Annotated in this window: 13 protein-coding genes; 11 read left to right on the top strand and 2 right to left on the bottom strand. The window is 68.4% G+C overall.

The window, feature by feature from the left end; genetic code table 11:
• Positions 1-287: 287 nt before the first annotated feature.
• The 7 genes from rpmH to RZE77_RS27650 all read left to right on the top strand — a co-directional run bounded on the left by rpmH (position 288) and on the right by RZE77_RS27650 (position 6,015).
• A complete protein-coding gene (rpmH, locus tag RZE77_RS27680; protein WP_007834827.1) occupies positions 288-422 on the top strand; it encodes a 50S ribosomal protein L34 in 135 nt (44 codons plus the stop codon).
• Positions 423-523: 101 nt separating this feature from the next.
• Positions 524-943: a ribonuclease P protein component gene (locus tag RZE77_RS27675; protein ID WP_319440133.1), complete on the top strand. Its 420-nt coding sequence runs from the start codon at positions 524-526 to the stop codon at positions 941-943.
• The gene (gene yidD, locus RZE77_RS27670; RefSeq protein WP_015868039.1) at positions 940-1,227 is read left to right on the top strand and encodes a membrane protein insertion efficiency factor YidD; all 288 of its coding nucleotides are present in this window, start codon (positions 940-942) and stop codon (positions 1,225-1,227) included. Before RZE77_RS27675 ends, yidD begins: the two co-directional genes overlap by 4 nt.
• Entirely contained in the window at positions 1,224-2,915 is a 1,692-nt protein-coding gene (gene yidC / locus RZE77_RS27665) for a membrane protein insertase YidC (RefSeq protein WP_319440132.1), read from the top strand. Before yidD ends, yidC begins: the two co-directional genes overlap by 4 nt.
• A 74-nt stretch (positions 2,916-2,989) precedes the next feature.
• Positions 2,990-4,408 (top strand): tRNA uridine-5-carboxymethylaminomethyl(34) synthesis GTPase MnmE, encoded by a 1,419-nt coding sequence (mnmE, locus tag RZE77_RS27660; RefSeq protein ID WP_319440131.1) that lies wholly within the window; start codon positions 2,990-2,992, stop codon positions 4,406-4,408.
• Between the two features lie 90 nt (positions 4,409-4,498).
• Positions 4,499-4,963, top strand: a complete 465-nt coding sequence (locus RZE77_RS27655; protein ID WP_124959242.1) for a Crp/Fnr family transcriptional regulator — start codon at positions 4,499-4,501, stop codon at positions 4,961-4,963.
• 92 nt (positions 4,964-5,055) lie between these two features.
• Positions 5,056-6,015 (top strand): hypothetical protein, encoded by a 960-nt coding sequence (locus RZE77_RS27650; RefSeq protein WP_319440130.1) that lies wholly within the window; start codon positions 5,056-5,058, stop codon positions 6,013-6,015.
• Positions 6,016-6,040: 25 nt separating this feature from the next.
• Here RZE77_RS27650 and RZE77_RS27645 read toward each other — a convergent pair whose 3' ends face one another.
• Positions 6,041-8,026 (bottom strand): monovalent cation:proton antiporter family protein, encoded by a 1,986-nt coding sequence (locus RZE77_RS27645; protein ID WP_319440129.1) that lies wholly within the window; start codon positions 8,024-8,026, stop codon positions 6,041-6,043.
• Between the two features lie 88 nt (positions 8,027-8,114).
• Between RZE77_RS27645 and RZE77_RS27640 the strand changes: the two genes are divergently transcribed.
• Genes RZE77_RS27640 through RZE77_RS27625 form a run of 4 tightly spaced genes read left to right on the top strand, consistent with a single transcriptional unit; the run spans position 8,115 to position 11,084 of the window.
• Positions 8,115-9,113, top strand: coding sequence for a KpsF/GutQ family sugar-phosphate isomerase (locus RZE77_RS27640; RefSeq protein WP_319440128.1), 999 nt, complete (start codon positions 8,115-8,117; stop codon positions 9,111-9,113).
• Positions 9,113-9,661, top strand: coding sequence for a KdsC family phosphatase (locus tag RZE77_RS27635; RefSeq protein WP_319440127.1), 549 nt, complete (start codon positions 9,113-9,115; stop codon positions 9,659-9,661). Before RZE77_RS27640 ends, RZE77_RS27635 begins: the two co-directional genes overlap by 1 nt.
• Positions 9,658-10,293: an LPS export ABC transporter periplasmic protein LptC gene (lptC, locus tag RZE77_RS27630; RefSeq protein ID WP_319440126.1), complete on the top strand. Its 636-nt coding sequence runs from the start codon at positions 9,658-9,660 to the stop codon at positions 10,291-10,293. Before RZE77_RS27635 ends, lptC begins: the two co-directional genes overlap by 4 nt.
• 8 nt (positions 10,294-10,301) lie before the next feature.
• Positions 10,302-11,084: an SDR family oxidoreductase gene (locus RZE77_RS27625; protein WP_319440125.1), complete on the top strand. Its 783-nt coding sequence runs from the start codon at positions 10,302-10,304 to the stop codon at positions 11,082-11,084.
• Between the two features lie 80 nt (positions 11,085-11,164).
• Here the strand turns inward: RZE77_RS27625 and RZE77_RS27620 are convergent, their stop codons facing one another.
• Positions 11,165-11,713: an RNA recognition motif domain-containing protein gene (locus tag RZE77_RS27620; protein ID WP_319428300.1), complete on the bottom strand. Its 549-nt coding sequence runs from the start codon at positions 11,711-11,713 to the stop codon at positions 11,165-11,167.
• Between the last annotated feature and the right edge of the window lie 23 nt (positions 11,714-11,736).

Below are 11,736 nucleotides of genomic sequence, written 5' to 3'. Positions count from 1 at the left end.
AGGCGCTTGAAAAAATGGTGAAACCCTCGGGCATTTTTTGGTATATGTATTGTGGATATTCTCTGCGGAAGGCGCTCGGCATTCTAACTTGTCAAAACCTTATCCACACGCTGCCGGCGGCGGCGAAAGGCCCGCAATTCCAGTCGAAGATTGTTGAGGGGCCGAATGTTTGCGATAATTGCGGGTTTCCCTGAAAACCTCATTGCGTCTTTCGGGGGCCAATCCGAAACACGCTCTCCGGCGCCCGCGGCTTTTTCGCCTGCGGAAACAGGGAATCAGGAACCATCATGAAACGCACATACCAAGCATCCAAAGTCCGCCGCGCCCGTACCCACGGCTTTCTGGTCCGCATGAAGACCCGCGGCGGCCGTGCCGTCATCAACGCACGCCGCGCCAAGGGCCGCAAGCGCCTGGCCGTCTGACGGCAGCCCGCCTGCCGTTGCCAGCAGCCGAACCGCCAGCGCCAGCTCCTGCAGCCAGCGCTTCTGGCCCGACCCGTAACGGCGGACGCGGCTCGGCTTCCATGCAGCGGCTCAAGACCCGCGCGCAATTCCAGGCCGTCCTCGCAGGTGCCACTGTGGCGCGCACTGCTCATTTCGCATTGCATCGCTGTGCGCTCGATCTTTCGTCGAGCGCACAGCCGTTGTTCGCGTCCGACGATGTCTGGCTGGGCGCCATGGTGCCCAAGCGCTGGGCGCGCCGCGCGGTCACGCGCAATGCCATCAAGCGCCAGATCTACACCGTGAGCGCCGCGCCCGGCGCCGGCCTGCCGCGTGCTGCGCACGTGGTGCGGCTGCGCGCGGGTTTCGACCGCAAGGAATTCGTGAGCGCCTCTTCGGACAAGCTCAAGGGTGCCGTTCGGGCCGAACTCCAGCAGTTGTTGGCGCGCGCCGCGCGTGCGCCGGTGCCGCCGGCCGTGCCCTCTTCTCCCTCCTCCTCATGAAACGCCTGCTGATCGGCCTCGTGAAGGGCTATCGCCTGCTGCTGAGCCCCTGGCTCGGCCAGTCGTGCCGCTTCACGCCGACCTGCTCCGTGTATTCGATCGAGGCGCTGGAAGTGCACGGTGCACTCAAGGGCAGCTATCTGACCCTGCACCGCATCGCGCGCTGTCAGCCCTGGTGCCAGGGCGGGCACGATCCGGTTCCACCGGCATCACAGTGTCGTACTGACAAGTCAGGCTCACTGTTTTCGTCTCTCCTCTCCTCCGACAAGAAGTCTTCGTCATGAACGATATCCGCCGCACGATCCTGTGGGTGATTTTTGGTTTCTCGCTGGTGCTGCTGTGGGACCAATGGCAGGTCTTCAACGGCAACAAGCCGACTTTCCTGCCATCGAGCAAGCCGGCCGCCGTGGCCAGCGCCCCGGCAGGCACCGCGCCAGCCGCCAGCAACGGCGTGCCCACCGCATCCGCCGCCAGCGGTAGCGCCGGCGCCGTGCCCACGCAGGCCGCGCCCGCGGCGCCGCGCGAGCAGGTCAACGTGACCACCGACCTGTTCAAGGCCGTGATCGACAGCGAAGGCGCCACGGTCAACTACCTCGAACTGCTCAAGTACGACGAGGCCGACCGCACCAAGCACGTCGTGCTGTTCGAGAACGCCTCGCCGGCCACCCGCTACCTGGCGCAGACCGGCCTGCTGAACCCGGTCGATACCGGCGAACGCTTCCCCAACCACCTGACGGCGATGGCGCCGAAGGCCGGTCCGCGCGAAATGGCCGAAGGCCAGAACACGCTGGAGGTGGGCTTCGAAAGCGCGCCCGTCGGCGGCCTGAAGTACGTCAAGACCTACATCTTCAACCGCGGCGACTACACCATCGGCGTACGCCACGAGGTCGTCAACGTGAGCGACCAGCCGCGCGATGCACAGCTCTACATGCAGCTGCTGCGCCACGGCACGGTGGCCGCCAGCACGATGTTCGGCACCAACACCTTCACCGGTCCGGCCGCCTACACCAACGAGAAGAAGTTCCACAAGCTCGACTTCTCGGACATTGCCAAGGGCAAGGTCCAGCCGCCGCCGCCCGCCAACGATGGCTGGATTGCCATGGTGCAGCATTACTTCGTGTCGGCCTGGCTGCTCAAGGGCGACCCGGCCAGCGAACAGCTCAAGCGCGAATTCCGCGTGAAGGACCTGGGCGACAACCTCTACACCGTCGCCATGGTGGCGACGCTGCCGAAGATCGCGCCGGGACAGACGCAGGTGGTCAACAGCGCCTTGTTCGCCGGCCCCGAGGAAGAAAAGAAGCTCGAAACCATCGCGCCGGGCCTGGACCTGGTCAAGGACTACGGCATCTTCGCGATCATCTCCAAGCCGCTCTATTGGCTGCTGAACCAGCTGCACGGCATCCTGGGCAACTGGGGCTGGGCCATCGTGGCGCTGGTGGTGCTGCTAAAGGCGGCCTTCTACTGGCTCAACGCCAAGGCCTACGCAAGCATGGCCAAGATGAAGGCCATCAACCCCAAGATCATGGAAATGCGCGAGCGGCTGAAGGACAAGCCGCAGGAAATGCAGCAGGAAATGATGCGGATCTACAAGACCGAGAAGGTCAATCCGATGGGCGGCTGCTTCCCGATCGTGATCCAGATCCCGGTGTTCATCGCGCTCTACTGGGTGCTGCTGTCGTCGGTCGAAATGCGCCACGCGCCGTGGATCGGCTGGATCACCGACCTGTCGGCACCGGACCCCTGGTACATCCTGCCGATCGTGATGACGCTCACCTCGCTGTTCCAGACCTGGCTCAACCCGACGCCGCCCGATCCGATGCAGGCCAAGCTGATGTGGATCATGCCGCTCGCGTTCAGCGTGATGTTCATCTTCTTCCCGGCCGGCCTGGTGCTGTACTGGATCACCAACAACGTGCTGTCGATCGCGCAGCAGTGGTTCATCAACAAGCGGCTGGGCGTGCTGGGCAAGTAAGCCGCGCCACGCCGCTCGCAAGAAAGGGCCGCCTGCGCGGCCCTTTTTCTTTTTGCTGAAAGAATCGCAGTTCCATGACCTTCGCCCGCACCACCGATCCCATCGTCGCCATCGCCACCGCCTCGGGGCGCGGCGCGGTCGGCATCGTGCGGGTGTCTGGCGCCCGGCTCGCGCCGCTGGTCGACGCGCTCTGCGGCCGGCCGCTGAAGCCGCGCGAAGCCACCTACCTTCCGTTCCGCGATGCGGCCGGCGAGCCGGTCGACCACGGCCTGGCCATCCACTTTCCCTCGCCCCATTCGTTCACGGGTGAAGACGTGCTCGAACTGCAGGCCCATGGCGGAACGGTCGTGCTGCAGCTGCTGCTGGCGCGCTGCCTCGAGGCTGCCGCCGAAGCCGATCCGGTCACCGGCCGGCCGCGCCTGCCCGGCCTGCGCGTTGCCGAGCCGGGCGAGTTCAGCCAGCGCGCCTTTCTCAACGGCAAGATCGACCTGGCCCAGGCCGAAGCCATTGCCGACCTGATCGACGCCAGCACCGAGGCGGCCGCGCGCAGCGCCGGGCGTTCGCTGTCAGGTGCCTTTTCGCGCGAGATCCACGCGCTGCGCGATGCGCTGATCCACCTGCGCATGCTGGTCGAGGCGACGCTCGACTTTCCGGAAGAGGAAATCGACTTTCTCCAAAAGGCCGATGCGGCCGGGCAACTGATGAAGCTGCAGGCGCAGCTGGCGGCAGTGCAGCAGCGCGCAAAACAAGGTGCGCTGCTGCGCGAAGGCATCAAGGTGGTCATTGCGGGCCAGCCCAATGCGGGCAAGAGCTCGCTGCTCAACGCGCTGGCGGGTGCCGAGCTGGCCATCGTGAGCGCGGTGGCGGGCACGACGCGCGACGTGGTGTCGCAGACCATCCAGATCCACGGCGTGCCGCTGCACGTGGTGGACACGGCCGGCCTGCGCGAAAGCAGCGACGAGGTCGAACAGATCGGCGTGGCCCGCGCCTGGGGCCAGATCGAGGGCGCCGATGCCGTGCTGTTTCTGCACGACCTGACGCGTGCCGGCCAGCCTGACTACGCCGCCGCCGACGCCGAGATCCTGCGCGGGCTGCAACAGAAGCTGCCCGCGAGCGTGCCGGTGCTCGATGTCTGGAACAAGCAGGACGCCGCGCCAATGCCGGAGACGGCGGGTGCGGCCCAAGGCATCGCCCTGTCCGCCAAGACCGGCCTCGGCATCGAGGCGCTGCGTGAACAGCTGCTGGCCATGGCCGGCTGGCAGGCCGTGCCCGAGGGCGTCTACCTGGCGCGGGCGCGCCATGTGCAGGCGCTGGGCCAGGTCGAGATCCACCTGGCGCTGGCCGCGAGCCATCTGGCGGCGCAGGCGCAACTGCTCGACCTGCTGGCCGAGGAACTGCGCCTTGCGCAGAACGCACTGAACGAAATCACCGGCGAATTCGGCGCCGACGACCTGCTGGGCGTCATCTTTTCTCGCTTCTGTATCGGCAAATAGCGACAGCTCGCCCGAAAAACGTAAAGAGTTGTAGTCGAAAACCGCGCCCTTCGCGGATACTCCGGCACAGATGCGGGGGTTGAGAAAAGCATGTCCATCCAGAACCTGAGCCGCGCAATCGCGGACAACAACAGCAGCAGCGACGCCTTCGCGTTGACGCTCAACGTACAGCAGTGGGAAACGCTGGCGGGCTACCTGCAGCCCATCGAGACCGGCGTCGGCGACGTTCTCATCGAGCAGGGCACGCACGACCGGTCGGTGTACTTCCTCGAGAGCGGCGCCATCAGCGTGCACCGCGTGAGCAGCAAGGAACAGATGAAGCTGGCCGTGCTCATGCCCGGCTCGGTGGTGGGCGAGGGCTCCTTCTTCTCGCGCCAGCCGCACTCCGCCAACGTGGTGGTCACCGGCGCGGGCCGCGTGTGGCGCCTCACGGCGATCCGCTTCGCGGAAATGTCGAACCGGCAGCCCAACCTGGCCCTGGAGATTGCCATGGGGCTTGGCGCGGTGATCGCCAAGCGCATGGCCCACCGGTCCAAGCGCGTCGCGGTGACCTGAGCACCGGCTGCCGCTTCGCTCCTCGAATTCGGCCTCGACGGCTCTTCGCCGCCAGTTTTTCTGAAATCGTTTTTCCCTAGAAGTCCGTCGTCATGGCCTTGATCTGTCCGGTGTGCAGCGCGGAGAACCGCGCGGGCGCCAATTTCTGCCGCGGCTGCGGCGGCAAGCTGGCACCCGCGGCACCCGCGCCGATGGCGCCGCCGCCGGCCCCCGGCAGCAGATCGGAGCGCGAGTGGGCCGCCACGGCGCCCGCGCAACTGCGTGCACCCACCATTCCAGGCGGGCTGTTCGAAGCCGGTGCCTACGCGGCTGCCGCTGCCTCTTCAGCGAGCGCGGGCCTGCCGGACGACGACAAGACCATCGTCGTCGCGCCGGGGTCTTCCGAGCGGCTGCCTTCGCGGCAGCGGGAGGGCCGTGCGAGGAAGAAATCCTCGTCTTCATCTTCTTCCGGAAGCAGGACGCGGCGGCCCGACGGCGCCGAGGCGCAGAAGAAGCCGTCGCGCTCCCGCGGCATGTGGCTGTGGGGGGCGTTGCTGGCGGTGGGCTTGCTCATGATCGCCGCCGGCTGGTACGGCTACGGAACCGGCAAGCCGTCCGAAGAGACTTCTCCGACTGCGTTGCCTCCCATGCCGGCCCCTGCGCCCGCCCTGCTGCCCGAGCCGGCCGCGGCCGTGCCAGAAGAACCTTCTGCCGCCGAAGCGACCGCCGTGGACACGGCGGCATCGGTTTCGGCAATGGACGCGCCGGCCGCCGCCAACCCCAAGCCGCCGGCCGCCGCGGCCAAGCCGCGCAGGCCGGCGCCGGCGGCACCTTCGCAGCCTGGCGCGGCCGAGCCCGCACCGGCTCCCGCCGCCGCGCCGCCTGCGTCTCCGGCAGCGGCGGCGCCCGCCGATCCCCAGGCCCTCTGCGGCGACCGGAACTTCGTCGCAAAGGCCCAGTGCATGGCCGCGCAGTGCCTCAAGCCCGAATACAAGCCGCATGCGCAGTGCGAAGCCGTGCGCCGGCAGCAGCGCATCGAGGAAGAAAAGCGCAATCCGACGCTGATGAACTGAGCCCACGGGCTCTGGCGCAGAGGGCTCAGCCCTTTTGCAGCCGCTCGATGGCCACGGCCAGGGCGGCGGGCTTGCCGCACAGCACGAGCGTGTCGCCATCGCTCAGCACCGTGTCGTCGGTGAACGTCTGGTTCTGGCCGCCGTGGCGGCGCAGGCCGGCGACGCGCACGCCGAGGCTTTCGAGCGCCATCCGTGCCAGGGTCTGGCCGACGGCGCGGGCGCCGGGGGTGAGGGTGAAGGTGTTGAGGCGCTCGTGGTCGAGCTCGTCGGCGTTGTCGTCGTCCGCGCCGTGGAAGTAGCCGCGCAGCAGGTTGTAGCGCGCGTCGCGCTGGTCCTGCACCACGCGGATCACGCGCCGCATCGGCACGCCGACCAGCGCCAGCGCATGGCTCGCGAGCATCAGCGAACCCTCGATGGCCTCGGGCACCACCTCGGTCGCGCCGGCCGCCTGCAGCTTCTCGAGGTCGAGGTCGTCCTGCGTGCGCACGATCACCGGCACCTGCGGTGCGTGGGAGCGGATGTTGGCCAGCACCTTCATGGCGCCCGGCACGTCGAGGTAGGTCACGACCACGGCGCTGGCGCGGGCCAGGCCGGCCGCCATCAGCGCCTGCAGCCGCGCCGCGTCGCCGAACACCACCGAATCGCCCGCCGCGGCGGCCTGGCGCACGCGGTCGGGATCGAGGTCCAGCGCCATGTAGGGAATGCCTTCGCGCTCCAGGATGCGCGCCAGGTTCTGGCCGCAGCGCCCGTAGCCGCAGATGATCACGTGCTTGGCGGTATTGATGGTCTTGCGCGCGATGCTGGTCATCTGCAGCGATTGCTGGAGCCAGTCGCTCGCCACCAGCTTGCGCACGATGGCGTTGGTGTACATCACGATGAAAGGCGTGGCGAGCATCGACAGCACCATCGAGGCCAGCACCGGGTGGGCCAGCCACGGCGGCAGCAGGCTGCGCTCCTGCGCCAGCGCCAGCAGCACAAAGCCGAATTCGCCGGCCTGCGCCAGGTAGAGGCCGGTGCGCAGCGACACGCCCGAGGTGGCGCCCAGCACCCGCGCCAGCACCGTCACCAGCGCCAGCTTGAACGCCAGCGGCAGCAGCAGCAGCACGGCCACCAGCGCCCAGCGTTCCACCACGATGTGCCAGTCGAGCGACATGCCCACCGTGATGAAGAACAGGCCCAGCAGCACGTCGTGGAACGGGCGGATGTCGGTTTCGACCTGGTGCTTGTATTCGGTCTCCGACACCAGCATGCCGGCGATGAAGGCGCCCAGCGCCAGGCTCAGGCCGGCCAGGTCGGTGAGCCAGGCCAGCCCGAGCGTGACCAGCAGCACGTTCAGGATGAAGAGCTCCTCGCTGCGCCGCCGCGCAACGAGGGTGAGCCACCAGCGCATGATGCGCGGGCCGCCGTAGAGCAGCACGCCGATCAGCAGCGTGGCCTTCACCAGCGCCAGGCCGATGGCCTTGGCCAGCGCCTCGGGCGGCGCGCCGAGCGCGGGAATCAGCACCAGCAGCGGCACCACCGCCAGGTCCTGGAACAGCAGCACGCCCATCACGCGCTTGCCGTGTTCGCTCTCGAGCTCGAGCCGCTCGGCCATCAGCTTGACCACGATCGCGGTGCTGCTCATCGTGAGGGCGCCCGACAGCGCCAGCGCCGTCTGCCATCCGAGCCGCCAGGCCGGTGGGAGCTGCGAGGCGATGAAGAGCGCCCCGGCGGTGGCAATGGCCATGGTCAGCAGCACCTGCAGCAGGCCCAGGCCGAACACGTGCTTGCGCATGGCGCGCAGCTTGGGCAGGCTGAACTCGAGCCCGATCACGAACATCAGGAACACCACGCCGAATTCGCCGAGGTGGCGGATGGCCTCGGAGTTCTGCGCCAATGCCAGCGCATGCGGCCCGATCAGCACGCCGGCCGACAGATAGCCCAGCATCGGCGGCAGTTTCAGCGAGCGGCAGACCACCACGCCGAGCACTGCGGCCAGCAAATACATCAGCGTGAGATCGAACGAGGACATGGCCGGATGCTAGAGCAATGTCCATGCCCCGAACGTGCGGCTTGTACCGAGCGGCGGCGCGCGCCGGCCGGCCCGTAAAATCCGCCGGATGAGTTCAGCTCCCCTGCCCCCCGTGGTCGACGCCGACGCAATCCTGGCGCGGGCGCGCGCCACCTTCGACATCGAGTCCGATGCCGTGCTCGGCCTCAAGTCGCGCGTGGGCCCGAGCTTCGTCGACGCCGTGCGCAAGATCCTCGACGTGCGCGGCCGCGTGGTCGTCATGGGCATGGGCAAGAGCGGCCATGTCGGCCGCAAGATCGCGGCGACCCTGGCCTCCACCGGCACCCCGGCCATGTTCGTCCACCCGGCCGAAGCCAGCCACGGCGATCTCGGCATGATCAAGCCGGTCGACCTGGTGCTGGCCATCTCCAACAGCGGCGAGGTCGACGAGCTCACCGTGATCCTGCCGGTGGTCAAGCGCCAGGGCGTGCCCCTCATTGCGATGACCGGCCGCACCGATTCCACCCTCGCGCGCCATGCCGACATCGTGATCGACGCCGGCGTTGCCAAGGAGGCCTGTCCGCTCAACCTTGCCCCCACCGCAAGCACCACGGCCCAGATGGCGATGGGCGACGCGCTGGCGGTGGCACTGCTCGACGCGCGGGGCTTCGGCTCCGAGGACTTCGCGCGTTCGCACCCCGGCGGCGCGCTGGGCCGCAAGCTGCTCACGCATGTGAGCGACGTGATGCGCTCGGGCGACGATGTGCCGCGCGTGGCGCCGATGGCCACCGTCAGCGAGCTGATGCGCGCGATGAGCATCAACGGCTTCGGTGCCGCCGCGGTGGTCGAGCCCGACGGCCGGGCGCTGGGCATCTTCACCGACGGCGACCTGCGCCGCCTGATCGAGGCCGGCGCCGACCTGCGCACGCCCAAGGCGGCCGACATCATGCACCGCGACCCGCGCACCATCCGCGTCGACGCGCTGGCGGTGGAAGCGGCCGAACTCATGGAGCAATGCGGCATCACCCGCCTGTTCGTGATCGACGGTGCGGGGGTGATCGTCGGCGCGGTGAACACCAACGACCTGATGCGCGCGAAGGTCATCTGATGCCGATCGACTTCCAGGCCGAGACCTTGCTCGCCGCGCAGGATGTGCGCATCGCGTTCTTCGACATCGATGGCGTGCTGACCGACGGCGGCGTGTATTTCACCGAACACGGCGAAACCCTCAAGCGCTTCAGCATCCTCGACGGCTACGGTCTCAAGCTGCTGCGCCTGGCGGGCATCACGCCCGCGGTGATCACCGGGCGCGACTCCAAGCCGCTGCGCGTGCGGCTCGAAGCGCTGGGCATCCAGCACGTGCGCTACGGCACCGAAGACAAGCTGCCCGCGGCGCAGGCCATGCTCGAGGCGCTCGGCTTCAGCTGGCTGCAGGCCGCGGCCATCGGCGACGACTGGCCCGACCTGCCCGTGCTGGCGCGCGTCGGTTTTGCGGCCGCGCCCGCCAATGCGCATGCCGAAGTGCGCGATGCGGTCAACTATGTCACCCGCGCACGCGGCGGAGAAGGCGCGGCGCGCGAGTTCTGCGATCTGCTCGTGACCGCCTGCGGCCAGTACCGGCGCCTGCTCGACGCCGCCCGGGGTCCGAGGCAATGAAGCGTGCCTGGGACCTGCTGCGCGACGTGCTCGACCGCGCCACGATCTACCTGCCCATCATTCTTACCGCGGCCGTTGCGCTCGGCACCTACTGGCTCGTGCGCAACGCGCCCAAGCTGCTCGAACCCACGGCCAAGGCCGCACCCACGCACGAGCCCGACTATTTCATGCGCGGCTTCGTGATCAAGAACTTCCTGCCCAACGGCGACCTGCGCAGCGAACTCCACGGCAAGGAAGGCCGGCACTACCCCGACACCGACACCGTCGAGGTCGACGACGTGCGCATGCGCTCCGTTTCGCCGCAGGGCTTCACGACCCACGCCACCGCCAACCGCGGCCTCTCGAACTCCGACGGCAGCGAGATCCAGCTCTTCGGCAACGCCATCGTCATCCGCGACCCGGCGGTGGGCCCCAACGGCAAGTCCACGCCGCGCCTGGAGTTCCGCGGCGATTTCCTGCACGCCTTCCTCGACACCGAACGCGTGACCTCGAACAAGCCGGTCACGCTCATCCGCGGCACCGACCAGTTCACCGCCGACAACCTCGACTACGACAACCTGAGCGGCGTCGCCAACCTGACCGGCCGGGTGCGCGGCGTCCTGATTCCCTCGGCGGCCGGCAAGGCGCGCTGAACCCGCGCATGAGCCCATCCCCGCTTGCCTTCATCACCGGCGCATCGAGCGGCATTGGCCAGGCCCTGGCGGCCAGCTTCTACGAGGCGGGCTACCGCCTCGCGCTGGTGGCACGGCGCACCGCGGAGATCGAATCCTGGGCCGGCGAGCGCCAGCTGGACCCCGCCCGCTACCAGGTCTATGGCGCCGACGTGGCGCAGACCGACAGCATCGTGGCCGCCGGCGCCGCCTGCATCGAGCGCCAGGGCCTGCCCGACGTGGTGATTGCCAACGCCGGCATCAGCGTGGGCATCGACACGGCAGAGCGCGAGGACATCGAGGTGATGGCCCGGACCTTCGCCACCAACAACGTCGGCCTGATGGCCACCTTCCATCCTTTCGTGGCCGCGATGAGGCAGCGCGGCAGCGGCCGGCTGGTCGGCATCGCGAGCGTCGCGGCCATTCGCGGGCTGCCGGGGCACGGCGCCTATTGCGCCAGCAAGGCGGGCGTGGTCGCGTACTGCGAGAGCCTGCGCGGCGAGCTGCACAACAGCGGCGTCAAGGTCGTCACGCTCTGCCCCGGCTACATCGACACGCCGCTGACCCAGGGCAACCGCTATGGCATGCCCTTTCTCATGAAGGCCCAGGACTTTGCCGACCAGGCGCTGCGCGCCATCGAGGCCGGCACCAGCTACCGCGTGATTCCCTGGCAGATGGGCGTGGTCGCCAAGCTGATGCGCATGCTGCCGAACGCGCTGCTCGACCGCGCTGTGCAGGGCCGCGCCCGCAAAAAGCGCAGCGGCGAAAGCTGATGATTTCGCCGGGATGGCGGCCCCAATGAAAAAGGCTCCCTGAGGAGCCTTTTTTACTTGTGTGTGCCGGGATGCAGCGCTCAGTAGCCGCTGTTGCCGCCGCCACCGTAGCCGCCGCCACCACCGCCGGAGCGGCCACCGCCGCCACCGCCACGGGGGCCGGCACCGTAGGGGCTGCGGAAGCCGCCATCGCCGCCGCCGCCACCACCGCCGGAGCGGCCACCACCACCGCCGCCATAGCCGCCGCCACCGCCGGAGCGGCCACCGCCGCCACCACCGTAGCCGCCACCACCGCCGCCGCCGTAGCCACCGCCACCACCGCCGCCATAACCACCACCGCCGCCGCCGTAGCCGCCGCCACCGCTGCGCGGGGGACGTGCTTCCATGGGACGCGCTTCGTTGACGACGACGCTGCGGCCGCCGAGCGGCTGGCCGTTCATGCCATTGATGGCCGCTTGCGCTTCCGCGTCACTGCCCATTTCGACGAAGCCGAAGCCCTTCGAGCGGCCCGTGTCGCGTTCCATCATGACCTTGGCGCTGGTCACCGCGCCGAATTGTCCAAAAGCCTGTTCGAGATCACTGTCGCGCACCGAGTAAGGCAGGTTGCCGACATACAGTTTGTTGCCCATCAAGGGACTCCTATAAACACATA

Source organism: Variovorax sp. SPNA7 (assembly GCF_033807855.1).
GTDB lineage: Bacteria > Pseudomonadota > Gammaproteobacteria > Burkholderiales > Burkholderiaceae_C > Variovorax > Variovorax beijingensis.
This window is presented reverse-complemented; position numbering and strand designations above follow the sequence as displayed.